Annotated in this window: 23 protein-coding genes; 4 read left to right on the top strand and 19 right to left on the bottom strand. The window is 71.3% G+C overall.

The window, feature by feature from the left end:
- Window positions 1-14: 14 nt before the first annotated feature.
- From ACTOWY_RS34515 to ACTOWY_RS34540, 6 genes are read right to left on the bottom strand one after another with little or no spacing between them, the layout of a single operon-like run.
- Window positions 15-1,358, bottom strand: coding sequence for a TRAP transporter large permease subunit (locus tag ACTOWY_RS34515; RefSeq protein WP_441313794.1), 1,344 nt, complete (start codon window positions 1,356-1,358; stop codon window positions 15-17).
- Window positions 1,355-2,047: a substrate-binding domain-containing protein gene (locus ACTOWY_RS34520; protein ID WP_441313795.1), complete on the bottom strand. Its 693-nt coding sequence runs from the start codon at window positions 2,045-2,047 to the stop codon at window positions 1,355-1,357. Before ACTOWY_RS34520 ends, ACTOWY_RS34515 begins: the two co-directional genes overlap by 4 nt.
- Entirely contained in the window at window positions 2,044-3,303 is a 1,260-nt protein-coding gene (gene otnK / locus ACTOWY_RS34525; RefSeq protein WP_441313796.1) for a 3-oxo-tetronate kinase, read from the bottom strand. The genes ACTOWY_RS34520 and otnK overlap by 4 nt, the downstream gene beginning before the upstream one ends.
- Complete coding sequence (locus ACTOWY_RS34530) at window positions 3,291-3,926, bottom strand: hypothetical protein (protein WP_441313797.1); 636 nt, start codon at window positions 3,924-3,926, stop codon at window positions 3,291-3,293. The genes otnK and ACTOWY_RS34530 overlap by 13 nt, the downstream gene beginning before the upstream one ends.
- Entirely contained in the window at window positions 3,923-4,666 is a 744-nt protein-coding gene (locus ACTOWY_RS34535) for a hydroxypyruvate isomerase family protein (protein ID WP_441313798.1), read from the bottom strand. The genes ACTOWY_RS34530 and ACTOWY_RS34535 overlap by 4 nt, the downstream gene beginning before the upstream one ends.
- A complete protein-coding gene (locus ACTOWY_RS34540; RefSeq protein ID WP_441313799.1) occupies window positions 4,663-5,643 on the bottom strand; it encodes a phosphoglycerate dehydrogenase in 981 nt (326 codons plus the stop codon). The genes ACTOWY_RS34535 and ACTOWY_RS34540 overlap by 4 nt, the downstream gene beginning before the upstream one ends.
- A 78-nt stretch (window positions 5,644-5,721) precedes the next feature.
- Here ACTOWY_RS34540 and ACTOWY_RS34545 point away from each other — a divergent pair, with 78 nt between their 5' ends.
- The gene (locus ACTOWY_RS34545) at window positions 5,722-6,429 is read left to right on the top strand and encodes a GntR family transcriptional regulator (RefSeq protein ID WP_441313800.1); all 708 of its coding nucleotides are present in this window, start codon (window positions 5,722-5,724) and stop codon (window positions 6,427-6,429) included.
- A gap of 108 nt (window positions 6,430-6,537) precedes the next feature.
- Here ACTOWY_RS34545 and ACTOWY_RS34550 read toward each other — a convergent pair whose 3' ends face one another.
- From ACTOWY_RS34550 to ACTOWY_RS34560, 3 genes are read right to left on the bottom strand one after another with little or no spacing between them, the layout of a single operon-like run.
- Complete coding sequence (locus ACTOWY_RS34550; RefSeq protein WP_441313801.1) at window positions 6,538-6,720, bottom strand: hypothetical protein; 183 nt, start codon at window positions 6,718-6,720, stop codon at window positions 6,538-6,540.
- Window positions 6,721-6,728: 8 nt separating this feature from the next.
- Entirely contained in the window at window positions 6,729-7,487 is a 759-nt protein-coding gene (locus tag ACTOWY_RS34555; protein WP_441313802.1) for an NAD-dependent epimerase/dehydratase family protein, read from the bottom strand.
- 49 nt (window positions 7,488-7,536) lie between these two features.
- Complete coding sequence (locus ACTOWY_RS34560) at window positions 7,537-8,457, bottom strand: alpha/beta fold hydrolase (RefSeq protein ID WP_441313803.1); 921 nt, start codon at window positions 8,455-8,457, stop codon at window positions 7,537-7,539.
- A 91-nt stretch (window positions 8,458-8,548) separates the two neighbouring features.
- Between ACTOWY_RS34560 and ACTOWY_RS34565 the strand changes: the two genes are divergently transcribed.
- A complete protein-coding gene (locus ACTOWY_RS34565) occupies window positions 8,549-9,118 on the top strand; it encodes a TetR/AcrR family transcriptional regulator (RefSeq protein ID WP_441313804.1) in 570 nt (189 codons plus the stop codon).
- A complete protein-coding gene (locus ACTOWY_RS34570) occupies window positions 9,112-11,859 on the top strand; it encodes a BTAD domain-containing putative transcriptional regulator (protein ID WP_441313805.1) in 2,748 nt (915 codons plus the stop codon). Before ACTOWY_RS34565 ends, ACTOWY_RS34570 begins: the two co-directional genes overlap by 7 nt.
- Window positions 11,860-12,018: 159 nt before the next feature.
- Here ACTOWY_RS34570 and ACTOWY_RS34575 read toward each other — a convergent pair whose 3' ends face one another.
- Window positions 12,019-12,750: an SGNH/GDSL hydrolase family protein gene (locus ACTOWY_RS34575; protein ID WP_441313806.1), complete on the bottom strand. Its 732-nt coding sequence runs from the start codon at window positions 12,748-12,750 to the stop codon at window positions 12,019-12,021.
- A gap of 167 nt (window positions 12,751-12,917) precedes the next feature.
- Between ACTOWY_RS34575 and ACTOWY_RS34580 the strand changes: the two genes are divergently transcribed.
- Complete coding sequence (locus ACTOWY_RS34580) at window positions 12,918-13,772, top strand: DMT family transporter (RefSeq protein ID WP_441313807.1); 855 nt, start codon at window positions 12,918-12,920, stop codon at window positions 13,770-13,772.
- Between the two features lie 180 nt (window positions 13,773-13,952).
- Here ACTOWY_RS34580 and ACTOWY_RS34585 read toward each other — a convergent pair whose 3' ends face one another.
- The 9 genes from ACTOWY_RS34585 to ACTOWY_RS34625 all read right to left on the bottom strand — a co-directional run bounded on the left by ACTOWY_RS34585 (window position 13,953) and on the right by ACTOWY_RS34625 (window position 25,891).
- Window positions 13,953-14,147 (bottom strand): ferredoxin, encoded by a 195-nt coding sequence (locus ACTOWY_RS34585; protein WP_441313808.1) that lies wholly within the window; start codon window positions 14,145-14,147, stop codon window positions 13,953-13,955.
- Window positions 14,144-14,815, bottom strand: coding sequence for a TetR/AcrR family transcriptional regulator (locus tag ACTOWY_RS34590; RefSeq protein ID WP_441313809.1), 672 nt, complete (start codon window positions 14,813-14,815; stop codon window positions 14,144-14,146). Before ACTOWY_RS34590 ends, ACTOWY_RS34585 begins: the two co-directional genes overlap by 4 nt.
- Window positions 14,803-16,029: a cytochrome P450 gene (locus ACTOWY_RS34595; protein ID WP_441313810.1), complete on the bottom strand. Its 1,227-nt coding sequence runs from the start codon at window positions 16,027-16,029 to the stop codon at window positions 14,803-14,805. The genes ACTOWY_RS34590 and ACTOWY_RS34595 overlap by 13 nt, the downstream gene beginning before the upstream one ends.
- Window positions 16,030-16,114: 85 nt before the next feature.
- Entirely contained in the window at window positions 16,115-17,533 is a 1,419-nt protein-coding gene (locus ACTOWY_RS34600; RefSeq protein WP_441313811.1) for a purple acid phosphatase family protein, read from the bottom strand.
- A 35-nt stretch (window positions 17,534-17,568) separates the two neighbouring features.
- A complete protein-coding gene (locus ACTOWY_RS34605) occupies window positions 17,569-18,294 on the bottom strand; it encodes a metallophosphoesterase family protein (protein WP_441313812.1) in 726 nt (241 codons plus the stop codon).
- A 21-nt stretch (window positions 18,295-18,315) separates the two neighbouring features.
- Window positions 18,316-19,188 carry a purple acid phosphatase family protein gene (locus ACTOWY_RS34610; protein ID WP_441313813.1) on the bottom strand — a complete coding sequence of 291 codons (873 nt, stop codon included), beginning with the start codon at window positions 19,186-19,188 and terminating at the stop codon, window positions 18,316-18,318.
- 106 nt (window positions 19,189-19,294) lie between these two features.
- Window positions 19,295-21,382 (bottom strand): NHL domain-containing protein, encoded by a 2,088-nt coding sequence (locus ACTOWY_RS34615; protein WP_441313814.1) that lies wholly within the window; start codon window positions 21,380-21,382, stop codon window positions 19,295-19,297.
- A gap of 28 nt (window positions 21,383-21,410) precedes the next feature.
- Entirely contained in the window at window positions 21,411-24,587 is a 3,177-nt protein-coding gene (locus ACTOWY_RS34620) for a hypothetical protein (RefSeq protein ID WP_441313815.1), read from the bottom strand.
- Window positions 24,588-24,715: 128 nt separating this feature from the next.
- Complete coding sequence (locus ACTOWY_RS34625; protein ID WP_441313816.1) at window positions 24,716-25,891, bottom strand: nucleotide disphospho-sugar-binding domain-containing protein; 1,176 nt, start codon at window positions 25,889-25,891, stop codon at window positions 24,716-24,718.
- Window positions 25,892-25,958: the final 67 nt, after the last annotated feature.

Consider the following 25,958-nt stretch of genomic DNA (forward strand, 5'->3'; position numbering starts at 1 on the left):
GCACGCTCCTGGGGTCAGCTGGGCAGCCACAGCACGCCGACGGCGATCAGCACGCCGAAGAGCAGGGTGGGCAGCAGGTAGTAGAGGACGACCGGGAGGAAGACCCGGACCGGGTTGATCGCGGCGATGCCCGCGGCCACGTACAGCGGCGCGGCGCCGGGTGGGGAGCAGCCTTCGGAGGAGGCCCAGACCAGGATCGCGGCGAAGGCCACGTGCGGGGGAATGCCCGCGGCGGTCAGCGCGGCGAAGGCGACCGGGCCGATGGCGGCGACCGTGGAGGTGGTGTTGAGCGGGCCGGCCACGATCACGATCACCAGGCCGACCACGATGGCCGCGACCAGCGGCGACACCCCGGTCAGGCCAGTCAGCAGTGGGGCGAGCTGGCTGCCAAGGCCGAGGGTGGTGAGCACGTTGGAGGCGGCGAAGGCGGCGATCATGGTGACGCCGACCAGGCCGAGTTTCGGGCCGACCGTGCCCAGCAACTCCCACCACTGCGCCCGACCGATCGGTAGGGAGCGGCGTTCGACCAGCAGGCCGACCAGCAGCATCACCACCGGCAGCCAGACCAGCATCGGGATCGCCTTGTCCACGGCCACGCCGACGTGCGCGGAGACCAGGTCGCTGGTCGGGGACGCGGTGAGCAGCACCGGCACCGCCACCGAGGCCAGCACCAGCAGCGAGGTCCAGCCCGTGCGGAAGGTCCGGCCGAAGGGGTGCACATCGGCCGGGTTCATCGCGCCTACCCCGCGCCGGGCCACGATCAGCCGGGCCACCAGCAGGCGCATCAGCACCATCCAGACGCCGGTGACGAACATGGTGGCGACCATGCCGCCGGTGCCCAGCACGGGCAGCACGGTGGGTGCGGCGAGCAGCAGGAAGAACGCGCCGCTGAACGGGAAGGTCGCGCCGACCCCGGCGTTGCCGGAGAGCACAAGCGCGGCGGTCTCGCCGCTGGCGCCGGAGCGTTTGAGCCAGGGGATGGTGATGGCGCCGATGGTGGCCACGATCGCCGCGCCGTTGTGCGCGACCGCGCCGAACAGGCCGGAGGCCACGGTCGCGGCGTAGGCCGAGCCGCCGCGGCGGCCCAGCACCGAGCTGAGGATGTCGACCAGGCGCTGCACCAGGCCGGTGCGGGTGAGTAGTTCGCTGACGAAGACGAAGGCCAGCGCGGCGAAGGTGATCTCGGACTTGAGCCCGTCCACCAGGCCCTGCCAGCCGACCGACACCGCGTCGGCGCCGGCGAAGGCGGCGGTGACCAGGAAGCCGACCACCATCGCCTCGCCGATGTTGCGCTTGAACACCGCGTTCCACAGCACGATGACCGCGATGAACGCCCCGAGGGCGTAGACGGCGTTCATGCCGGCAGCAGCCCGGCCGCGGTGAAGGCGGTCACGGCCCGGGGCCGGGTGAGGAACAGGGCCAGCGCGGCCGCGGTGGTACTGGCGTCCGGGGCGAGGGCGAGGGAGAGTTCGCTGTGCTGCTGGACCGGATCCGGCAGTGGACCGGCGATCCGCACGCCGGGGACCGCGGCCAGTTCGCTGAGTTGTTGCACGGCCAGGTCGGCGCGGCCGTCGAGGAGGGCTTCGGCGGTGAAACCCTTGGGCAGCACGGTCGCGCGGGCGTTGACCTGCCCGGCGATGCCCAGTTTCTCGATCAGGGCGGCGAAGTGGATGCCGCTGGCGCCGGTGCGGGAGTAGGCGACCGAGCGGGCCGAGGTCAGCGCGGTGCACAACGAGTCCACAGTGGACAGATCGGGTGCGTCCGCGCCGGCGGGCACGGCCAGGCCGATGCCGCTGCGGGCCAGGGTTGTCCGCGTCGCGAGATCGACGGCGCCAAGTTCGGCCAGGGCCGGGAACGCCTCGGTGATCGCGATCACCAGTTCGGGGCGTGCGCCGTCGGTGATGCGCTGGACCAGGACGGTGGTGGGGTCGTAGGTGGTCTCGACGTCGGCGCCGGAGTGCCGGGTGAAGGATGGGAGCAGCACGTCGTCGAGCGCGGTGCGCACGGAGAGCGCGCTGAACAGGCTGACGGTGGGTCGATCGGTCATGGCGGATCCGTTCGGTGGGGGACCGGGTGCTGGGTTTCCGAGGCGGCGGCGAGCAGGTCTGGGTCGCCGAAGTTGCCGGATTTGAGCAGTAGCAAGGGATGCGCGGGGTCGACCGGCTGGATCCAGGGCACGCCGGGCGCGGCCTCGGGGCCGACCGCGCCGCCGCGCACGCCGAGGGCGGCCACCACCGCGCCGGAGGTCTCGCCGCCCGCGGTGATCAACCGGCGGATCCCGCGCTGTGCCAGGCCGGCCGCGATCAGGCCGGTGGCCCGCTCCAGGATCCGCGCTGAGCCCTCGACGCCCAGGGCGTTCTGGGTGTGGCGCAGTTCGGCGGGACTCATCGAGGAGTAGATCAGCGGGGCGTCGCCGTTGGTCGCGTCGAACCAGTCGAGTGCTTGGGCGGCAAGGGTTTCCGGGTCGGGCTGGGCGGCAGGGTCGAGCCGGTGCGCGGGCCTGCCCTGCCGGAGCAGCTCGCCGACCTGTTCCAGGGTGCGGGCCGAGCAGCTGCCGGCTAGCACCGCGGCCGGGCCGGTGAGGGCGAACTCGTCCTCGGGCGGGTGGCCACGGCCGGTGGCCGCCGCGAGTCCGCCTGCCAGGCCCGCCGCCCCGGCCACCAGGGGGTCCTCGGCCAGGACCCGGCCCAGTACGCGGAGGTCCTCTTCGGTGGTCGCGTCGGCGAGCAGGTAGCGGGCGGTGGACTGCCGGATCGCCCGCCGGACGGCCGCCCCGCCCGCACGGACGGTGTCGTGGCCGAGCAGGCCGACCGGTTCGGTGACCTGGGCTTGCAGCAGGCGCACCAGGTTGGCCTCACGCATCGGGGTCAGCGGGTGGTCGCGCAGGGGCGAGTCGGACAGCAGGTCGTCGCCGACGAACAGGTGGCCGCGGTACTGGGTGCGGCCGTGTTGCGGTGAGCTGGGGGTGGTCACCACGGTTGGGGCGTTGAGTGCGGTGGCCAGGGCGGCCAGCACCGGGCCGATGTTGCCCTCGGCGGTGGAATCGAAGGTGGAGCAGTACTTGAAGTAGACCTGCCGGACCCGGCGCCCGCGCAGCCAGCTCAGCGCGTGCAGCGAGTCGCTGACCGCGGTCGCGGCCGGAATCATCCGGCTGCGCAAGGCCACCACCACGGCCTCCGCCGCGGGCGGCTCGGTGTCGGCCGGTGGCGTGCCGAAGTACAGCAGGGTGCGCAACCCGTTGCGGCGTAAGGACACGGCCACGTCGGTGGCGCCGGTGACGTCGTCCGCGATCACCCCGAGCATTGGCCCACCAGCGCTTTCAGCCGGGCCGCCGCACTGCGCGGTCCGGAGAACACCGGCAACCCGGTCGCCGCGGCCAGTGGCACCGTGGCGGGCGCGAGGGAGTACTGGGCCAGCAGCACAGCGTCCACAGTGGACTCCTGCTGGCAGGCGTGGCGCAGGATGTCGGTCAGCGCCTTGGTGTCGCCGGTGGCGGCGAAGGCTTCTGGCGCGTGCACGCCGACCACCTGGAGCCGTGGTGCCCGGTCGCGCAGGCGGGTGACCGAATCGTGCAGTGCCGCCGCGATCGAGGCGAGCACCAGCACCCGGCGCGGTGCGCGCGCCAGCAGGTCGTCGAAGGCGGCGTCGTCCGGGGCGAGCACCGGCACTGGCGCGGTGCTGGTGCGGGCGAAGGTGCCATACAGCGAACAGGTCAGCAGCACCGCGTCCGCGCCGCCGTCCACCGCGTAGGTGATCAGCCGCCGCATCCGTTCCGCCAGTTCGGGTGTGACGCCGTTGCGCGCGTCCGCGAGCAGTTTGTCGTCGAGCAGGTTCCACAGGTCCGCCGCCGGAAACCGTTCGGCCAGCGCGGCGGTGGCCGGGCCGATGGCGGCGGGGGTTGCGCTGATCAGCGCGACCCTGGTCATCGGAGCCAGCCCAGGCCGGTGGGACTGCTCGGCCGGTACTCGCAGCCGATCCAGCCGCGGTGCGCTTCCAGGAGGTCGAACACCTCGGGCCAGGGGATGTCGCCGGTGCCGGGTTCGCCGCGGCCGGGCGCATCGGCGAGCTGCACGTGCCAGGTCTGCGGCAGGAACTCGCGCAGCGCGGCCAGCACATCCGGCTCGTCGTGGCGGGCGTGGTAGACGTCGAAGAGCAGGCCGACGTGGTCCGCGCCGATCGCCTCCACCGCCGAGGCGGCGTGTGCCTGGTTGTCGAGCAGGAAGCCCGGCTTGTCCTGTTTGTTCTGTGCCTCCAACACAATCCGCACGCCGGTGTCGCGGGCCTGCTGGGCGGCCCAGGCGATATTGGCCACGTAGCAGGCGAACGCGCGGTCCCGGCTGAGCTGCGCGGGGCGGATCCCGGCCGGCACGTGCAGGAAGGCCGCGCCCAGTTCGACCGCGTAGCCCAGTGCGAGGGCCAGCCCGGCCCGGAACTCGGCGATGCGGTCGGGTAGGCAGGCGGTGCCGCCCTGCGGCGAGTTGATCAGCACCTGGGTCAGGCCCGCGTCGGTGAGCCTGCGCTGCAGTTCGGCGGCCGGGAAGGAGTACGGGTCGGCGTATTCCACCGCGGTGAACCCGGCGGCGGCCGCGGCGTCGAAGCGTTGTGGGAAGGGCAGTTCGGTGAACAGCCAGCCGAGGTTGGCGGCCAGGCGGTCGAGGTCGATCACCGGACCTCCTGTGCGTACCCGGGGTTGACCAGGTGCGCGGGCGGGCGGCCGTGCAGGACGTCGATCACCTGGCGGGCGGCCAGCAGGCTGGACCGGGAGCGGGCCTGCGTGGTCGCGCCGCCGATGTGCGCGGTGATCAGCACGCTGTCCAGTCCGCGCAGTCTGCTGGTGGCGGGCAACGGTTCCTGGGCGAGTACGTCCAGCGCCGCGCCACCCAGTTCGCCGCGTTCCAGCGCGTCCGCGAGTGCGTCCTCGTCGACGATCCCGCCGCGGGCGGTGTTGATCAGGTACCCGCCGGGTTTCATGGCGCGCAACGCCTCCGCGTCGATCAGGCCGCGGGTGGAGTCGTCCAGGAACAGGTGCAGGCTGACGAAATCGGACTCGGCCAGCAGGCCGGGCAGGGGCAGGATCCGCACACCGGTCTCGGCCAGGAACTCCCGGTCCGGGTTCGGTTCGGTGGCCAGCACCCGCATGCCCAGGGCGAGCGTGAGCCGGGCCACGGTCCGCCCGATCGCGCCCAGCCCGACCAGGCCGAGGGTGGCGCCGTGCAGTTCCCGGCCGCTGCGCTGGGCCCAGTCACCGGCCCGGATGGCGGCGGTGTTCTGCGGGATGAGCCGGGCGCAGTTGAGCATCAGGGCCAGCACGTGTTCGGCGACCGAGCGGCGGTTCGCGCCGGGGGTGTGCGTGACGGCCACGCCGCGCCGGGTCGCGCAGGCCACGTCGATGTTGTCGTACCCGGCCCCGCAGCGGCCGAATACGCGCAGCCGGGGCGCGGCCTCGATGACCTCGGCGGTGAAGGCGTCGGTGCCCGCCACGATCCCGTCCACCTCGCGCACAACGCCGGTCAGGGTCAGGCCGCTGGCCTGGCGCAGGGTGGCGGGGGCGAAGACGGTGTCGAACCCGGCCTCGGTCAGCAGCCGGTCCACCTCCCCGCCGGGTTCGAGGTAGGGCGTGGTGACCAGGACTCGCTTGCTCATGCCGAAACTATAGGATCGGTGTCAATAGTATAGTTTCGACGGGCGGGCTATCGTGACGCGTCGACAGGAGGGCAGGGGATGGCGTCGCCGCAGGAGTCCAACAGGCGGAAGTCCAGCAGGCAACCACTGGCGGACCGGATGTACGAGGTGCTGCTCGCGCAGTTCACCGACGGGAAATGGTCGGCGGGCGAAGCGGTCAACATCGGCGCGCTCTCCCGCGAACTGGAGGTCAGCCAGACCCCGCTGCGCGAAGCCCTGGCCCGCCTGGAACACACCGGGCTGGTGCACCGGGAAGCGCTCAAGGGCTACCGGGTCGCGCCGCTGCTCAGCGAGCGCGAGCTGATCAAGCTAATGGACGCCCGCCTGGTGCTGGAACCCGCGCTCACCCACGAGGCGGCCCGCCGGACCACCCCGGAGTTCCTGGCCGAGGTCCTGGCGAGTGTGGACGAGCTGGCCGCGGCCGCGAAGTCACCAGACCACAAGGTGTTCAGCTCCTACTGGCTGATCGACGAACGCTTCCACCAGCTGATCGCCACCCAGGCGGACAACCCGTTCCTGGCCAAGGCCTACCGCGCGCTGGGCGGCCAGGTGCAGCGGTTCCGGTTCTTCGCCAAGCTCGGCTCGGCCCGCGGCGCGCCCGGCCTGGCCGCCGAGGAGCACCGCGCGGTGTACCAGGCACTGGCCGAGGGTGATCCGGAGCAGGCGGCGGCGCGAATGCGGGAGCATATCGAGAATGCCAAGCAGCGGGTGCTGGCCGACCGCCGGTCGGTGGCCGCGCCGGACTGACCGGCCGGACACCGCGCGGTTCATGCACGACGCGCAGGGCATGTACCGGTCGCGGGGGTTTGTGCGGCGGGAGCCGTACCCGGGCATGGAGATCCCGCCGCACCTCGGTCACTTCGGCATCATGCTGGTCCGGATCTGATCCCGGTTCGCCCGGTACCAGACCACCGTCTGCCCGATTCCGTCCACATAGGACGTGGCCGCGCTGCCAGGGTACCGGGCGAGGTACCGGGCCGAATCGACCACGAACGGCCGCTCGAACTGGTACAGCAGCGCCGTGCCGAAGCGGGCCACGGTCGAGATCAGTTTGAGCGGGTCACCAGGGTTTCCGACACCGCGGTCAGTTTCGCCGGTTGCCCGAGCTGTCCACACAGGACGGCCGCGAACTCCCGGCCGGTGGTCGGTGCGGTGTGCGGAACGTGCCAGACCTGGCCCCAGGACTCGGGATCGGCGGCAACGGTGGCGAGTCCGGCGGCGAAGTCCCCGATGTAGGTCGGGGTGATCGGCTGGTCCGGGTCGCCGAACCAGATCGGCCTGCGCCCGGCCACCGCGCGGCCGAACAGGTTCTGCCCCAGCACCGATTCCACGGCGGGCCCGTACAGTTCGCCGCCGCGCGCGATCACCACCCGCGCGTCGCCCCGGTGGTGCGCGGCGAGAGTCATCTCCGCCAGCCACGCGCGCAGCACGCCGAGTTCGGTGACCGGGCGCACCGGGGTGTCCTCGGTCATCGGCCCGGCCGCCTTGCCGTACATCCAGGTGTCGTCGGCGAAGGCCAGCACCGCGCCGGCCGCACCGGCCGCCGCGACCAGCGAGCGGATCACCTCGGGGAAGGTCGAGCGCCACTGCGGGAACGGCGGGTTCACACAGTTGTACACCGCGGTGGCCCCGGCGCAGACCTCGCGCATCCGCCTGGCGTCACTCGCGTCCGCGGCCACCGCCTCCGCGCCAGGGATGGCCGAATCGCCACCGCGACTGACCGCCCTGACCTTCTCGCCGCGGCCGAGAAGCTCTTTCACCAGCGCCGTACCGGTTCCTCCGGTGGCGCCAACCACTACGTGCATGAGTGCCCTCCTTGACGTCGAACCCTGGCACGCCGCCCCTGCAAAACCCTTACAACCGCCGCAACACGCGCAGCAGCGCCTCGGGCCGTTCGAGTTCCGGGAAGTGCCCCACGCCGGGCAGCCGCAGCACGGTCGCCGCAGGCGCGAGGCTCTTGATGCTGTCCGGATCGCTGCGCGCGTGGCTGGGATCGGCCTCGCCCCACAGCGCGAGGACCTCCGTGCCGCCCGGGTCGAACCGGGGCGCCGGACCGGTGAGGTACTGCTGGAACACCGAGGCCAGGCTGAACAACGCGCCCGCGCCGGACGCGGCGGCGAAGTCGGCGAGCAGCCGGTCCCGCATCTCCGGCGTGCCGCAGACCTGGCGCAGCCACTCGCCGCCACGGTCGGCCTGCACCGCCCGCAACAGCAGCTGGCCGAGCACCGGGCGGCGCAGCATGCCTTTGGTGACCCGGTCGCGGGCGTCCCGCCAGGCCAGTTCCGCATCCCAGCCCGGGGCCTGGGACAGCACCAGCCGGTCGAGCAGGCCGGGATGGCGACCGGCGAGGTCCAGTCCGCAGTAGGCCGCTCCGCACGGCGCGACCAGGGTGATGTGCGTTCCGCCGAGACCGGTGAGGAACTCGGCGAGCACGTCGTTGACCGGGTGGAACCGGAAGTCGTAGCCGCGCAGCGGGGCGCTGAAGCCGAAGCCGGGCAGTTCGGCCACCACCACGCGATGGCTGGGGCGCAACAACTTCACCACGTCCACATAGGACTCCACGGTGACCGGCGGATCGGCGAGCAGCACCACCAGCGGCACACCTTGCTCGCCGGGTGGATCGGTGTCCAGGTGCCGCACGGTCGCGGTGGGCAGCCTGGCGAGGCGGACCTCGGGCGGACGCGGCACCTCGCGGCGAGCCAGCCGCCGTCCCCAGCGCACGTCGAGCGCGGCGCCCAGCCGGTGAGCCAGGGTTCGGCGCGGCAACTCAGCCATGATCCCCCTCCAGATACTCGGACAGTCGTCCTAGTCGAGTGACCGATACTATGACAGTCGTCCGAGTACTGGGAAGGAGCGGGCAGGCCCGATGGGAAAGCGCACGGACAGCAGGGACCGCACGATCGCGGCCGCGGAACGGTTGTTCCGGGCCCGCGGCGTGGCCCGCACCGGCCTGCGGGAGGTCGTCGCGGCCGCGGGCACCGCACGCGGCGCGCTCGGCCACCACTTCCCCGGCGGCAAGGAGGAACTGATCGTCGCGGTGCTGGAACGCAACGCGGGCCGGATCGCCGGACTGCTGCGCGCCGCCCGCGACCTCGAACCACCGCCGGTGCCCGCGGATGTGGTGCGCGCGGTGGTCGGGCTGTGGCGGGAGGAGTTGCGCCGCACCGATTTCAGCCTCGGCTGCCCCCTGGTGGCCACCGTGGTCGACGACGCGGTGGACCACCCGGACGTGCGCACCGCGGTCACCGCCGCCCTGACCAGCTGGGAAGAACCCCTGGCCACCTTGCTCGGCGGGGTGGGCGAACCCCCGGCCACCGGCCTCGCACTCGCCCTGCTCGCCGCGGTCGAAGGCGCGGTCGTGCTCGCCAGGGCCCGGCGCGACCTCACCGCGCTGGACGAGGTCGAACGCGTCTTCCTCGGAGTCCTCGGGTGCTGAGCTGCCACGTGCTCGGCCACACCGAGGTGGCCGGCGACGGGGTGCCCGTCCAGCTCGGCGGCCCGGTGCCCCGGCGGTTGATCACCGCGCTGATCGCCGCGGGCGGGGACGTGCTCAGCTACCCGAGCCTGGCCGCGGCGGTCTGGGGCGAGCCTGGCCCGGCCCGCGCCACCGCCACCGCCACCGCCACCCTGCAGGTCTACGTCTCCCGGCTGCGCGGCCTGCTCGGCCCCGCGGACCGGCACCGGCTGGCCCGCGGCCCCGGCGGCTACCAGCTGCTCGTCCCGCCGGAGTGGACCGACGTGGCCCGGTTCGAGGCCGGACTCGCCCGTGCCCGGCAACTCCTGGCCGCCGACCCGCGCGGCGCGTTGCGCGCGGTGGAACAGGCGTTGCGGCTCTGGCGTGGCCTGCCCTACCTCGACCTGCCCGGCGCCGGGCTGGTCGAGGCGGAGACGAGCAGGCTGGTCGAACTGCACGAGGTGGCAGTGGAAACCCGGGCGGCGGCGCGATTGGCCGGGGGAGACGCGGCGGGCGTGGTGCCCGAGCTGGACGCGCTGATCACCGAGACGCCCTACCGGGAAAGCCGCTGGGCGCTGCTGGTGCTCGCGCTCTACCGCGACGGCAGGCAGGCCGACGCGCTCGGTGCGCTGCGCCGGGCCCGCACCCTACTGGCCGAGGACCTCGGCATCGACCCCGGCCCCGAACTCCGGGACCTGGAACACCAGGTGCTCGCCCAGGACCCGCGGCTGCGCCGACCCATCCCGCCCCGGCCGGTCACACCCCCGCGCCAGGCCCTGCGCACCCCGCTGACCTCCTTCACCGGCCGGGAAACCGAGCTGGCCGACCTCACCGCGCGACTCCGCGAACACCGCCTGGTCACCCTCACCGGACCGGCCGGAGTGGGCAAGACCCGCCTGGCCCTGGAACACGCAGGCCGGGTCCGGGAAGCCGACGGCCCCTGGCTGGTCCGGCTCGCCGACCTGCCCGACGGCGCGCTGCTGCTCGGCACGATCGCCGTCGCCACCGGTATCTCCGGCGCGGACCCGGACACCGTGCTGGCCGGTCTGGCCACCCGCACCGGCACCCTGGTCCTGGACAACTGCGAGCACCTCACCGAACCGGTCGCCGACCTCGCCATCGAGCTGCTCAACACCTGCCCCGGCCTGCGCCTGCTGATCACCAGCCGGGAACCACTCGGCCTGGACGGCGAACAGGTGATCCCGGTGCGCCCCTTGGCAATCCGCCTACCCGACGGCACCCCGGGCCCAGCCGTGGCCCTGCTGACCGACCGCGTCCAAGCAGTGCGCCCAGGCTGGCAACCCACCCCACCGGAAGCCCACGACCTCGAAGCCCTGTGCGCCGCACTGGACGGCCTGCCGCTGGCCCTGGAACTCGCCGCGGCCCGAACCCGGATCCTCACCCCACGGGAGATCCTGGATCGCCTGGACGACCGCTTCACCCTGCTCGGCGAGGTGCCGCGCGGCTCGCTGACCCCGCACCGCAGCCTGCGCGCCGCCATCGAGTGGAGCGTGCACCTGCTCGCCGAGCCCGATCGTGCCTTCCTGCACCAACTCTGGCCCTTCGACGGCGGCTTCACCTACCCCGCCACGGCAGCGATGCCCCTGGCCGCGCTGTCCTCCCTGGTGGCCAAATCGATGCTCAGCGCCGACACCAGCACCAACCCCACCCGCTACCGGCTGCTGGAATCAGTACGCGACTACTGCCGCGAACACGACCCGGCCCCGGCCCGCAGCGCCGCCGCGCACGCCCACTGGGTCCGCACCCTGGTGGCGGACAGCGCCGACGAGCTGAACTTCCCGCACGACGGCCACATCATCCGCTCGCTGACCGCCGAACTACCCAACCTGCGCACCGGAATCCGGCACGACCTCGCCCGCGACCCGGTGCAGGCCCTGCGCACCATCGGCCAACTCGGCTGGTTCTGGATCCGCGGCGGCCACTTCGCCGAGGCCAGGGCCCTGCTCGAAGCCGCCTTCGCCGCGGCCCCCGAGGCCCCCGCCCTGGATCGCGCCCGCGCCCTGATCGTCCACGGCGACCTGCTCGGCTTCAGCGGCGCCGGCCTGCTCAGCGCCGAAGCGCCCTACCTCGAAGCCATCACCCTCGCCGCCACCGGCGACACCTCCGAACACCGGGCCCTGCGCGGCCGGGCCCACTACCAGGCCGCCTTCGGCGCGGTCGCCCTCGCCGACGCCACCCGCGCCACCCACCACGCCGCAGCGGCCCTGACCCTCAGCGAGTCCACCGGCGAACCCTGGCTGACCGCGGCCGCCCGCATGGCCCACGGGGCCGCCTTGGTCCTCAGTGGACAGTCAGCCACCGGAGAGTCCGCACTCACCGAGGCCGCCGCCCTGGCCCGGCAACACAACCTGCCCTGGCTGGAAGGCTGGGCCACCCACCACCTCGGCCAGGCCCTGCTACTGCGCGCCCGCACCACCCCACACCTGGCCACCGAGGCCCTCACCGCCCTGCGCACCGCCCTGGACCGCTACCTGCGCACCGAGGACATCAGCTTCACCCTCATCGTCCTGACCACCCTGGCCGCCGCCCTGCACCAGTTCGGCGCCCCCGGGCAGGGTGCCGAGCTGCTGGCCGCCGTGCACCGGGAACGCCTGCGCCACGGGATCCAGCCGGAGGTGCTCCTGGCCGGCGCGACCAGCCTCAGCGGCAGCGAGTTCCTGCCAGGGGCGATCGCGGGGGAGCCGGGCCCGACCGGGCCGTGAGTGACGACCCGGCCGGACCGCGTGCACCTCACCTACGGCAGCGATCTCCCGTCCGGCGAGTTGGGCCAACTGGTACGCCGGCTTTGCCCAAGTGGGCGTGCCAGTTGGCTCAAGTGGTACGGGAGTGCGGCTCACGCCGCCGATTCGCCAACAGAGCCGTCAGCCCGTCGCACAGTTGACCTTGCCGGTGGCCGCACATACCGCGGCGGTCACCGCCGGATACCAGCGATCGGCGATCTTCCGGAAGCCGGAGTCGATCGGGTGCACCCCGTCGTAGGTGTCGGCGACCGCGTCGAAACCCGTCCACTGGTCCACCACCACGATGGGTGAGCGGGCCGTGGACTTCCCGTTGGCCCAGCCCGTGATCGCGTTGTTGAGCGTCACCACCCGCTCCGCGCAGGAGGTGCACTTGGGTGGTTCCATCGGGATGATCCGCGCGAGCAGGATTCGCACGCCGGGATTGTTCGCGCGCATCTGGTCGACCAGGGTCGTGTACGCGGTCAGCACGGTGTCGGCGCCGATGCCGTTCCAGACGTCGTTGGTGCCCAGGTGCATCAGGATGATGTCGGGTCTGGCCACGGCCAGCCAGGTTGGCAGCAGGGTGTCCCTGGCGATGCCGACGGCCTGGTAGCCGCTGTAGCCGGCGTGGTCGCGGTCGTGGCCCACCGGGCAGCCGCCGCCGGTCTTGGTGCCGACGAAGTCGAGGTTGGTGTGGCCGGCGCGGCGGAGCTGGTCCCAGAGGTAGGCGCGCCAGCAGCCGGGGGCCTCGGTGATCGAGTCGCCCAGCGGCATGATGCGGAGTTGGGCAGGTGGTTTCACCCAGCCGATGGAGATCAACGCGCAGAGTGCGACCAGGATCACCGGCACTTTGCCAAGCCTGCGTCCGGACATTCGAACCCCCCTGTGGCACAAGGCATTCGCCTTGATTGCAGGGTCGCTGGTGAAGATCGTCGCTGTCAATCAGCCGGGAGTAGTGCGTACAAAGTCACTCGACCGGCCCCGGTCCGTCAGCGAAGGATGAGCCCGGGTAGTCCATTCGAGAGCCTGCCGGAGGTCCTGTGACCGCCATCGTCCTGGTGCTGTTCGCCGCGATCGCACACGCGCTGTGGAACTTCGCGGCCAAGCGGGCCGGGGACGGGGGAGCGCCTTTCGTGTGGCTGTACCAGGTCGCCTCGGTGCTGATCTGCGGACCGGTCGCGCTGCTGGCCTTCTTCCTTGGCGACATCCCGGCGCGGTGGACCTGGCTGCTCGCGGTCGCGGTGAGCGCGGTGCTGCACGCGGTGTACGCCCTCGTGCTGCAGCGTGGTTACGCCGTGGGTGAGATGTCGGTGGTCTATCCGGTGGCGCGCGGTAGCGGTCCGTTGCTGACCGTGCTGGCCGCGGTGCTGGTGCTGGATGAACGGCCGGGCTGGGCGGGACTGCTCGGCGCGGCCGCGATCGTCGGCGGGGTGTTCGTCATCGGGCTGGGGCCCAGTGCCCAGCGCGGCGCGCTGAACACCAGCCTGCTCTACGGCGGCCTGACCGGGGTGGCGATCGCGAGCTACACGCTGTGGGACGCCTACTCGGTGACCACCCTGGCGGTCCCGCCGCTGATCTACTTCTGCCTGGGATCCCTGGCGCAGAGCCTGCTGCTCGCGCCGGTGGCACTGCGGCAGCCCGCGCGGGTCGCCGCGGTGTGGCGGGCCTATCGCACCGAGATCCTGGTGGTCGCGGTGTTGTCGCCACTGAGCTATGTGCTGGTGCTGTACGCGATGCGGCTCGCGCCGCTGAGTGTGGTGGCCCCGGTCCGCGAACTGTCCATTGTGCTCGGTGCGCTGCTGGCCTGGCGCTGGTTCGGCGAGGCCAACCCGGTGCGCAGGCTGATCGGGGCGGCGCTGGTGCTGGCCGGGATCGCCGTGGTGGCAACGGCTTAGGCGTGTTGGCCGTTGTCGTACACAGTGTTGGCCGAAGTGGTACGCCCCGTCGCCAACTCACCGTCCACATCGGCCAACTCGCCGTCCACATCGGCCAACTCGCGGTCCGCAACGGCCAACTCGCCGTCCACAACGGCCAACTCGCCGTACGAGAACGGCCAACACGGTGTGGGTGGGTGCTTAGGGCAGGAGCGTGATCGCGGCGGCGGGGCATACGGTGGCTGCCTCGCGGACGATCTTGTGCAGGTCCGCCGGAGGCTCCTGGTCGAGGAGCAGCACGATGCCGTCCTCCTCGCGCTGGTCGAACACCGTGGGGGCGAGCAGCACGCAGGTGCCCGCGCCGCAGCACCGGTCCTGGTCCACGCTGATCTTCATGGTCGGTCGTCCTCTTCGGTCGGGGCGCTGACCGGGGCCAGCCACAGCCCGGTCAGCGCGTCGATCAGGCCCGCGCCGGCGTCCGGCCAGCTGGACCTGGGGGTGTCGGTGCCCTCGGCCAGGGCGCGCTCGCGTTCGGCGATCATGTGCACCATCAGCTGGCGGAGCATGTCGGTGCGTTCGGCCCTGACCTCGGCGGGCAGGTCGGGCAGGCTGCGGTGCAGTCCGTCGACGATCCGGTTGAGGCTGGGGGAGGTCAGCGCCTCCTCGATCATGATCGGGCGCAGCGACGGGTCGGTCATCACCTGGGCGCCGAAGCGGGCGTACCAGGTGGGGCTGCCCAGTGCGGCCAGGTGGTCGACGATGGGGCGGACCAGGCAGTGCATCCAGTCCCTGATCTCCCGGCTGTCACCCGCCTCGGCGACCAGCCTGCCGCGGTGTTCCTCCACCGGGTCGGCGTGCCGCTGGATGATGGCCCGGACCAGGTCGGCCTTGGTGCCGAAGTGGTAGCCGACCACGGTGTTGTTGCCCTGCCCTGCGGCCTCGCCGACCTGCCGGTTGGACACCGCGGACACCCCGTGCTCGGCGAAAAGCCGTTCCGCGGCGGCCAGGATCAGGTCCCTGGTCGCCTGCGTCCGTGCGGCCTTGCTCGTTGTCATGACCGCCATCGAACCGGAAGCTCCCGCAATCCGCCCACCGCGAGCCCCTCGACCTTGCGCAACTCGGCCACCGGCACGGCCAGTTCCAGCGTGGGCAGCCTGCGCAGCAGCACCTCCAGGACCACCTGCAACTCGGTCCGGGCCAGTGGCTGGCCCAGGCAGGCGTGCGCCCCGGCGCCGAAGGCCAGGTGCGGGTTGGGACTGCGGGTCAGGTCCATTTCGGCGGCGCCGGTGAAGACGTGCTCGTCCCGGTTGGCCGCGGCCATGCTGCACACCGCGGTGGTGCCGCCGGGCAACGTGGTCCCGGCGATCTCCAGGCCCTCGGTCAGGTAGCGCGCCATGCCGAAACCCGCGTTGGCGTCCAGCCGCAGCGCCTCCTCCACCGCGGTGCGCACCAGCGCCGGATCGGCCAGCAACTGCTCCCAGCGGCGCCGGTCGGCCAGCAGCATCGCGACCATCTTGCTGATCATGTTGGCGGTGGTCTCGTGCCCGGCGATCAGCAGGCCCATGCCGGTGGCGATCAGCGCCGGGTCGGACATCGGCTCGCCGTCCGGACCGATCTCACCGATCAGCGCGCTGAGCAGGTCCTCGCCGGGGTCGGCCCGCTTGGCCGCGATGTGCCCTGCCATGTAGCGGGCGAACTCCAGCTGGGCCAGGTCCATCTCGGCCTGGGTGTAGCGGGTCATGCTGAGCAGCGTGTCCGACCAGTGCGCGAACCGGTCCCGGTCGGCATCCGGCACGCCGAGCAGGTCGCAGATGACCCACACGGGCAGCGGAAAGCCCAGTGCTGCCTTGAGATCCGCCGGTCCGCCCTTGGCGACCAGGTCGTCCACGAGCTGTTCGGCCATGGCCTCGATCGCGGGCCGCAGCGCGTTCATCCGCCGGGCGGTGAACCACTTGCCGATCATCCGCCGCCAGCGCAGGTGCCCCTCGCCGTGCTGGGGGAGCACGTTGGACATCTCGCTGTTGAACAGCCCGCCGGACTCGGTGTCGGCGACCCTGGCCGCGTTGTCCGCCGAGGTCGGCCGGGTGAACCGGGGGTCGGCCAGCAGACCTTTCACATCGTCGTAGCGGGTGAGCAGCGTGGCCTCGTCGCCGCTGGCCAGCCGCACCCTGGCGACCGGGCATTCCGCCTGGTAGCGCGCCCACTCGGCGGGTGGCTCCAGCGCGGCCTCGGTCTCGAACGGGAAACGCGGCAGCTGCCCGGCCTGGCTCTGCGTCATCGCCGACTCCTCCTCGTGGGTGCTTCTGCCACCAGCATGGCCACGAGGAGGATGTAAGTCAATCAGCTGACTTAAATGGGACGGGCTACCGCCGGACGGTGATCTCGTCGATCAGCGTGCCGTCCTCGGCCAGCGCCCGGACCTTGAGCTGAGCCGGAGTGCCGTTGGCGGCCGGGGTGACCTCGACCGCCACCAGGCTGTACCCGCGATACCGCACCCGGGACCAGCTGACCTTGGTCTCGGTGAACTTCGAGCTGTTCTTGTTGAAGCAGCGCATGGTCGGCGTGCCACTGGTGTTCTCGTGGTCCAGGTAGCTCTCCGGGGCGTTCTGGTAGATCGCGTCCAGGCCCTGGCCGCCACCGCCGGCGGTGAGGTAGGTGGTGCCGTCGGTGGTCGGGTTGACCGTGCCGCGGGGCCGTACCTGCCGGGTACCCTTGCCCGCGCGGATCGGGTCGGTGCGCTCGTAGAGGCGGTTGTGCGCGTTGAGCACCAGGTCGACCTTGTGCTTGTCGAACAGCGGGGCCCACTTCTGTTGCGCCACAAGCTCCGCGCCGCGCTCGGCGGTGGAGAAGGGGGCCTGGTGCAGGTAGACCACGATGAAGTCGACGGTGCGGTCAGCGCGGAACCTGGCCAGCTGACTGTCGAGCCACCTGAGCTGTTTGCCCTTGGTGTGGTCGTAGTTCGCGGTGTTGCGGTAGCAGAGGTCGTTGCCGTCCAGGCTGAGCAGCCCGACGTTCTGGTACCGCCAGGAGTAGATGCCGGTGGACCCGCTCCAGGCGTTGTCCGGCATGGCGAATCGCGCGGCGGCGCCGCCATAACCGTTGCCAGCGTACCAATCCTCCATCTCGCGGTTGCCGAGCGCGATCATCCACGGGATGCCCGAAGCCACGATGTCGTTCTGCGCGAAGTAAGAATCCCACCGCGCGGCGTCGTACTGGTCGGTGTCGGTGTGCCCGCCCTCCACGCCCGCTTTGCCCGAAGTGATGGCGTAACTCAGGTTGCCCAGCGCGAGGTGGAAGGCCGGGGCCAGATCCGCGATCGCGCTGTTGGCCCGGCGCGCGTTGTAGCCGATGCCCTGGTCGCCGACCGCGGTGAAGCTGAACGGCGTGCTGCTGCCCACGGCGGGTGCGGTGCGGAAACTCGCGATCTCGCCGATGCGGCCGCTGGCAAGGGGATCGTAGCCCTGGTGGCCCACGACGTACTGGTAGGTGGCGCCGGGGGAGAGGTTGCCGAGCCGGACGTGCAGGTAGTACTGGCTCATGGTGGGCGGGGCGTGCGGCGGGAAGTCGTGTTCGCCGTGCTGCCAGGAGAGTTCGCTCTTGAGTGTGCGTGGCTCGGCGGCGATCGGGGGGCCGAATTTGCCTGGCTCGGTCGCGATCCGGACGTAGGGTCCGGTCACCGGGCCCAGTTCCTGCCAGGAGATCGACATCTGCCGGGACGGATCCGCGCCATAGGCCAGGTGCCTGCCGAGCGGTCGTCGCGAGTGGTGCGCAGTGTCAGACATGAGGAAGCCTTATCTGCTAGGGCAAGTGGGCTGGATCAGCTGCGCCGCAGGGTGATCTCGTCGACCAGCACGCCGGTTTCGGTGAGCGCGCGGATCCTCAGCTGGGCGGGATTGCCGTTGGCGGCCGGGGTGACCTCGCCGGAGACCAGGCTGTAGCCGCGGTAGCGCACCCGGGACCAGTTCACCTTGATCAGCTCGGTCGGACCGTCCTGCTGGTCCAGCCGCATCGTCGCAGTGGCGTCCCGGACGTGGCCCAGGTAGGAGTCGTCGATGCCGCGGTCGGTCCACTTGTTCACGCTCTCGCCGCCACCGCCCGCGGTGATGTAGGTGGTGCCGTCCTTGACCGGGTTGACCGTGCTGCGGATCGGCGCGGTCCGGGTGCCCTTGTTGCCGCGAATCGGGTCGGTGCGCTCGTAGACGTGGTTGTGTCCATTGAGGACAAGGTCCACCTGGTACCGGTCGAACAGCGGGGCCCACTTCTGTTGCGCGCCAAGCTCGGCGCCGTTGGAGTCCGAAGTGGAGTAGGTGCACTGGTGGCAGTAGACCACGATGAAGTCGATGGTGGGATCAGCGCGGAACCTGGCCAGCTGCGCCTCCAGCCAGCGCAGCTGTTTGCCCTCGGTGTAGTCGAGGTTGGACGGGCTGTTGTAGCAGATGTCGTTGCCGTCCAGGCTGAGCAGGCCGACGTTCTGGTACCGCCAGGAGTAGATACAGGTCGACCCGGCCCAGGCGTTGTCCGGCATGGAGAACCGGGCCCGCATCCCGCCGTAGCCGAAGTTGTCCTACCAGCCCTCCATCTCGTGGTTGCCGAGCGCGACCATCCACGGGATCTCCGCCGCGATCGGCTCGTTCTGGGCGAAGAAGGAGTCCCACTTGCGTGCGTCGTAAATGTCCTCGGCCGGGTGGCCGCCCTCGCCGTTGAGCGCGTAACTCATGTCCCCCATGGCCAGGTGGAACTGCGGTGCGAGATCGGCGATGAGGCTGTTGGTGGCCAGCGCGTTGTAGTTCACGCCCTGATCGCCGAAGGCGGTGAAGGCGAAGGCGCCGCCGCCTGCCGGGGTCGGCGCGGTGCGGAAGGTGGCCAGCTCGCCGATCCGCCCGCTGGTCGTGGGGTCATAACCCTGGTGGCCCACCAGGTAGTAGTAGGTGGTGTTCGGCAGCAGGTCGTCCAGCCGGACGTGGTGGTAGTACTGGGTGACCGCCTTGCCCAGGTGCGGCGAGAACGTGTGATCCGGTTTCTGCCAGGCCAGATCACTGGTCAGCGCACGCACCTCGGCGGGCACGGCCGGGCCGAACTCGCCGGGGCTAGTGCCGAAGCGGAGGTAGGGCGCGGTCACCCTGGCCGGTGTCTGCCAGGAGACCACCACCGACCGGGCGGCGTCCGCGCCGAAGGCCAGGTGCCGCCCGAACGGCCGTAACGCCGACCCGGCCACGGTGTCGGCGTTGAGCAACACGGTTGGACCGGACGGGGCAGCGGCGGCTTCGGGGGCCAGCACGCCGCCGGTGGCGAGTGCCGCGGCGCCCAGGGCGCCGACCCGGAAGACGTTGCGGCGGGAGTAGCGCCGCACGGCGTCCTCGTACAGCTCCGCGAGGCGGGGCGCGTTGGCGGCATCGCGGGTGGGTTGAGACCTTCTGCCTCGCGGAGTCTCAGACATGATGCGAGGTTAGGAAGGTTTATTTACTTCGTCAACGGATGCGATATCGTGCATGATTCCGCCCGCCCCTGGGTCGCCGATGCGGATCGGCGACCCAGGGGAGTGCTCACGGCGCCGGAATCCGGCGGATTGTCCGGGTCTTGCCGTCGGCCACGTACAGGTTCCCGGCTGCGTCAAGGGTCAGGCCCCAGGCCACCCCGAACTCGGCCAGCGCGATGGGGCCGCCGTCGCCGCCACTGGTGAGGTCATGGCCCTCGCCGGAGCGGGCGTCCGGACCGGCCATGGTGTGCAGCACCCCGTTCGGATCGACCTTGCGGATTCGCCCGATCTCCATGAAGTAGAAGTTCCCGGCCCGGTCGGTGGCGATCTGGCCGGGTGACCACAGCGCCACCGTGGTCGCCTGGGCGCCGTCGGGCTGGGACGGCGCCAGGATCGGCGATGGTTCGACGCCGGTGCCCGCGACCGTGCTGATCACACCCTGCGGGTTGATCTTGCGGATGCGGTGGTTGCCCTTGTCGGCGAGGTAGACGTTGCCCGCCTGGTCGGCGGCCACCGAGGCGTAGCTGACGGCCGGGTTGAGCTGGGCCGCGGTCGCCGGGCCGCCGTCCCCGGAGTAGCCCTTCACCCCGGTGCCGGCGAAGGTGGTGATGATGCCCTGGGCGTCGACCTTGCGGACGCGGAAGTTGGCGTTGTCGGCGATGTAGAGGTTGTCCGCCCCGTCCAGCGCGATGTGTTGCGGGGTCTCGCCGAGCAGTGCCGCGGTGGCCGGGCCGCCGTCCCCGGCGTAGCCGCGTTCCCCGGTGCGTCCGGCCACGGTGGTGAGCACGCCCTGGAGATCGAGTTTGCGGACCACGGCCAGGTAGGCGTCGACGAAGAAGAGGTTGCCCTTGCTGTCCACGGCCAGTCCGTGTGGTGCCTTGGCGCCGGTCACCACGGTGGAGATGATCCCGGCCGGGGTGATCTTGCGGATCGAGCCGACCTGGGAGTCGGTCACGTACATGGTGCCGTCGCGGCCGATGGCGACCGCCCTCGGCTCGTAGAAGCCCGCCTTCAGCGCCGGACCGCCGTCGCCGTGGGTGTTCTGGCTGCCGTCCCCGGCGAAGGTGGTCATCAGCCGGCCGGCCTGCACCCGGCGGACCCGGTGGTTGTCCCGGTCGGCGATGAACAGGTGGGCCAGGCCGTCGATGACCACCGCGCCGGGTGCGCGCACCTTGGCCACCACGGCCTGCCCGCCGTCGCCGGAGTACCCGGCGGTGCCGTCACCGGCCTGCGCGCGGGCCTTGAGCTGGGCGGTCAGCGCGAGCACCCGATTGTTGCCGGTGTCGGCGATGTAGAGGTTGTCGCCCGGGTCCAGACCGAGTCCGCGTGGCCCGTTCAGTTCTTTGATCGCCTGGAACGGCGCGCCCGGACCGGCGATGGTGCGGGCGTACGGCGAGGATTCCTTGAGCTGCACCCGGTTGTTGCCGGTGTCGGCGATGAACAGGATGCCAGCGGCGTTGACCACCACACCCCGCGGCCCGGACAGCCGGTCGGTCTCGGTGCCCGGCGCACCGGTGCCCGCGACGGTGTTGATGCGGCCGTCGGCGGTGATCCGGCGGATGCGGTTGTTGTCGGTGTCGGCGATGTAGAGGTTGTCCGCCTTGTCCACGGCCAGCCCCGACGGTCCATTGAGGACTGCTTGCGCGGCCGGGCCGCCGTCGCCGCCGTAGCCGTAGGCGCCGGTGCCCGCGACCGTGCTGATCAAGCCCTGCGGGCTGACCTTGCGGACCCGCGAGGCCAGGTAGTCGGACAGGTAGAGGTTGCCCTTGCTGTCCACGGCGAGCCCGTGCGGGGTCTGCAACTGGGTCGCGGTGGCCGGGCCGCCATCGGGCCCGGAACCGAACTGGCCGGTGCCGGCCACGGTGCTGATCACCCCGGCCGGGGTGATCCTGCGGACCCGGGAACCCCAGTACTCGGCCACGTAGGTGTTGCCCGCGGCGTCCCTGGCGAGTCCGGCCGGGGAGTCCAGCAGGGCGGCGGCGGCCGGGCCGTTGTCGCCGAGCGGACCGGTGGTGGCGCCGTTGCCGGCATAGGTGGTGATCACCCCCGGCGTGTTCGCCGGGGTGGCCGCGGTGGCGGGCAGCGGCAACGCCGCCAGCACCGTCGCCGAGGACAGGAGCAGGAGCAGCCCGTGGCGGATTTCGCGCACGCGCATGACTCACTTCCTTTCAGGACAAGGAGAACTAGTTCGGAAGGCCGTTGGGGTAGGCGGTGCGGGCGTGCTGGCGGACCAGCTTGAGGGTGTCCAGCACCTCGTCCACCAGCGGCAGCGTCTGGGTCTGGGCGCCGTCGGCCACCGCCCGGAACTGGGTGCTCATCCGCTGGTACAGCCGGTCGCCGCGGGCCGCGCCGATCTGGTGCAGGCAGCGCGAAATCGGGTCCACGCCCACCGCGCGGAAACCCGCGCAGTCCACTGGCGGTGTGCCGGACTTGTTGTCGTTCACCAACTCCAGGGTGAGCTTGCCGCGGATCCCGCCTTCCCGCTGGGCTTTCGCCGCCTGCTGGTAGAGCGCGGTCAGCATCGGACTGCCGACGCTGCCGGGCACCGGCGGGCGGTTGGCGATCAGGCCGTGCGCGCCGTAGAGCAGCGCGTGCAGCTGGTCGTCGTTGAGCTTGGCGCGCGGGAAACCCAGGTCGGTGAACGCCTGGTACAGCAGCACCGTGTTGTTCAGCGCGTGCCCGGCGGCGATGCCGTCCTTGCTCGTCTCGTAGGCGAGGACGTCGTAGAAGCGGGCCTGCCGCTCGCTGATCAGATCGCCCACCGGATCGCCCTCGACCGGCAGGTGGTGGTTCTGGTCGAAGCGGTGCGTGTAGCGCACATCGGCCTGCAACGCCTGTTCCAGGTTCGGGCTGACGTCGGGGTTGGCGCAGTGCGGCGGCGGTGGCGCGGGCTGCCCTGGCCTGCCGTTCCAGATGCAGGTGGGGAAGTACTTGATGCCGTTGAGCTGCCGCCACCGGCGCGGTGGTCCTGGCGGACCGGTCACCGACTCGAAGAAGCGGATGTCGAGTCTGGTGTGGAAGGTGTACTGGCAGTTGCTGGAGGTGCACAGGGCCTCGGTGGGCGAGCGGGTGACCTTGGCGCCCTCGTAGCAGACCTGCAGGCCCCAGCCGGGGTCGATCCAGCGGCCGATCCGGTAGGGATAGGCGTAGGCGTGGATGCTGTCCAGCTCGTCGATGAACGGCGGCGTCTTGATCTCGGCCCAGTGCGAGCCGTCGCAGGAGCGCGTGGTCGGCGGGGGCGGGGACAGCTTCGCGTTCTGTTCGGTGGTGAGTTGCTGGTAGGGGTTGAACAGGTCGAACTGCCTGCCCTCGTGCATCACCGGCGACCGCTTGCGCAGGGTGTCGGCACTGGTGGCGGCGAGGAAGTTCTCCAGCTTGGACTTGTAGTCGGTGGCCAGGCCGCGGTAAAGCGCGCTGACCTTGTCCTCGCGGGCGGTGTCCGGAGCGTTGAACCGTTTGGTCTGCCTGCTGACCTCCAGCCCGGTGTTGATCAGGTCGGTGGCCCGCTGCTGCGCGGGGCCTTCCTGCCCGGCGAACTTCGGGTTCTGCAGGGCGGTCAGGTAGTAGGCGCGGGCCGCCGAGGCCCACAGGTCCACATTGGACACTCCGACGCCCGGCTGGGAGACGGTGAAGGTGGTGCCGTAGTTCTGGTTGGCGTAGTTGGCCAGCCAGTCCACCGCACCGGCTGGCCCCTTGCTGCCCAGCACACTCAGCGCGTCGGTGTCGCTGTAGTTGTGTGCGGTGAAGGTGCTGTTGCGGGCCACGTCGACGCCCATGTTCAGGAACCGGGACACCGCGGGCACGTAGTGGTTGTCGTAGGTGGGCAGGGTGGCGCCGTTGTTGTAGGCCGGGTAGTCCACGTACTGGGTGACCGCGTTGAGGAACTCGACCTTCTGGCCGTCGCTGAGCCCGTCCAGCACGGCCTTGCCGAAGGACTGCAACCGGGTCTGCAGGGTCAGCAGCTGATCGTGCACCACCGCGAGGTTCGCGCCGACCTGCTGGATGAGCTGGCCCAGTTCGGCGAACCCGGTGCGCATCTCGGCGTAGATGGTGTTGAGCGCGCTGTCGATACGGTCGAAGCGTTTGGTCATGGTCTCGTGGATGATCTCCAGACTTCGTTGCACGTTCTGGAAGCCGCGGTTGATCGCGTCCATGATCTGTTGCTGGGCCTGCTTGTCCGCGCCGCCGCCGAGTAGCCCGGAGAAGATCTGCACCAGGCCGACGGCCGCGCCGACCACCGCGCCGATCCCGCCGAAGGCCGCGCCGATGCTGGTGGCCGCGCCCAGGGTCTTGAGCGCGGTGATCAGCTCGTTGGCCTGGGTGGCGATCTTGTAGGCGGTCTCCGCCCACATCTTCAGCTTCGCGCCCGCGCCGCCGTCGAGGAACTTGACCGCGCCGACCACGTACTCGACCACGCCCTTGGCGTCGTCGATGATCTTCTGCCGGTCCTTGGCCTCCCTGGCGGCCAGCTCCACCGCGGCCTGGTCCGGCGCGGGCACCTCGGTGCCCGGCATCGGCTGGCCGCCCTCGGTCGCCTTGAGCAGGTCGGTGAGCTGCTGGGTGGCCGCGTCCAGCTTGTCCTGGGCCGGGGCGAGCTGGCGCGCGCCCTCGGCGACGAAGGCGGTCTTGCCGCGCTCACCACTGGCCTTGAACGCGTCCACGTTGACCAGGTCCCGCAGCACCGGCAGCGATTTGAGCGTGTTCACGTCCGCGGTGACGTCCAGGGCGAAGGGCTGGCCCGGGGCCGCCGAGCCGATCTGCTCCCGCCAGCCCGCGGCGAACACCGCGTCCCGCCCGGCCAGCTCGTGCACCGCGGCCCACACCTCGGACTCGAACCCGGCGAACGCAGCGTCCAGGTCCAGGCCCTGCTGCGTCCCGGTGAGCCGCTGCTGGCGGGTCTTGACCGCCTGGGTGAGATCCCGCCCGGCGACCACGGCGAGCAGCCGGGTCAGCCGCGGGCCGGTGATCACCGTGCCGGGGGTGTCGTAGGTGATGGTGAGCAGCCTGCGCAGGATCTCCGCGTGCGGTCGCCGGGTCTGCTCGACGGAGAGCTTGCTGTGGAAGGCCGAGCGCAGCTCACCGAGGTGGATGCGCACCGCGCGGGCGTCCGCGCCGGGGTTGGCGGCCCGCCAGTCCAGCAGTTCGGCGCTGGCGATGATGTCCTTGTCGAGGTCGATGCCGTCGTTCTTGATCCGCATGCCTGCGGCGAAGAGCACGCTGGACCACTGGGTGTCGGTGAGGGAAACCGGTGGCTCGGCACCGGCGTGCACTGGCTGGACGGTACCGGCCAGCAGGGCGGCGGACAGGGCGGTGATCACGAGCACCCGTCCGCCGCCGACTGTTCTTGACAACAGTTTCACGTCTCGCATCGTGTCGGGCTGCCCGGTGATCCGATCACCCGCGGCCGGACCGCGATCAGCGCGTCATTCAGTGCCCGCCAGACCACGCGAAAGGGCTGAGATAGCAGCGCTTCCGGTACTTGGCCGGGTCAGCTCCGTTGTGCCACCAGAGCTTCCAGGCGGGGCACGATGGCGGCCGGGGTCGGGGTGGCCAGGATTTCCTTACGCAGCCGCTGAATCCCCTCCTGCGCGCTGTCCGCCAGCACCGAGCCGACCGCGGACTTGATCTCGTCCACGCTCGCGTCCGACTCCAGGCAGACGCCGATCCGGCAGTCCGACAGCGGGCCGGTCAGCAGCGCGGCGGCGATCGCGTCCGGGATCACCACCACCTGCGGCACGCCGTAGACGGCCGCGGTGAACATCGTGCCGCCGCCGCCGTGGTGCACCACCGCGCTACAGGTGGGCAGCAGCAGTTGCAGTGGCAGTTCCGCCACGACGCGCACATCCGCCGGCAGGTCGCCGAGCAGTTCACTGTCCAGCTTGGCCACCGCGACGACCACCTCCACGTCGAAGGCGGCCAGCGCCGCGACCACCTCGGGCAGCCGGGAACCGCCGCCGCCCGCCGGGTTGTGCGTGTAGCCCCAGGACACGCAGACCCGCGGTCGTCCGGCGGGCTGCCGCAGCCAGTCCGGCAGCGGGCTGTTGCCGTTGTAGGGCACGTACCGCATTGGGATCCGGTCGGGCACCTCGGCGCTCTGCAGGCTGTCCGGGCACGGGTCGATGGTGTGCCGCGCGTACCCGGGCCGGATCTCCAGGCCGAACCGCTGGTACAGCTCGATCAGCTCGGTGGGCCACTCCGCCACCGGCAGGCCGAGACCGGGATAGCCGAGGTGCCTGGCCACATCCGGGCTCCACAGGTGGTGCACCAGTGGCACGCCGAGGGTCTCCGAGACCAAGGGGGCGGCCAGGTTCAGCGGGTCGGCCACCACCAGGTCGGGCTGCCAGGACTTCGCGAAGGAGACCAGGTCGTCGGCGGCGGCATCGGCCATCGCGACGAACTGCCGGGTCCGCACCTCGCGCAGCTTCCGCAGCCGCTGTTCCGGCGGCAGCGCGGTCAGCGCCGCCATGTCCACCTTGAGCCAGTCACCGTCGGCGGCCACCTCACTGAGCGGGACGCCGGTCAGCCCGGATCGGGTGATGTGCTCGGCGAGCGCGGGCTGGGCCGCGACCCGCACCTCATGCCCGGCGGCGCGGCAGGCCCAGCCCAGTGGCACCAGGTGGAAGTAGTGGCTGACCTGGGGGAGCGGGGCGAAGAGAATGCGCACGAGATCCTCCGGAGGCGAACTGACGAGCTGGACGGGGTCAGCACATCGCGGCTACCTGAAGGCTGGC

Source organism: Crossiella sp. CA198 (genome assembly GCF_052078295.1).
Classification (GTDB): domain Bacteria; phylum Actinomycetota; class Actinomycetes; order Mycobacteriales; family Pseudonocardiaceae; genus Crossiella.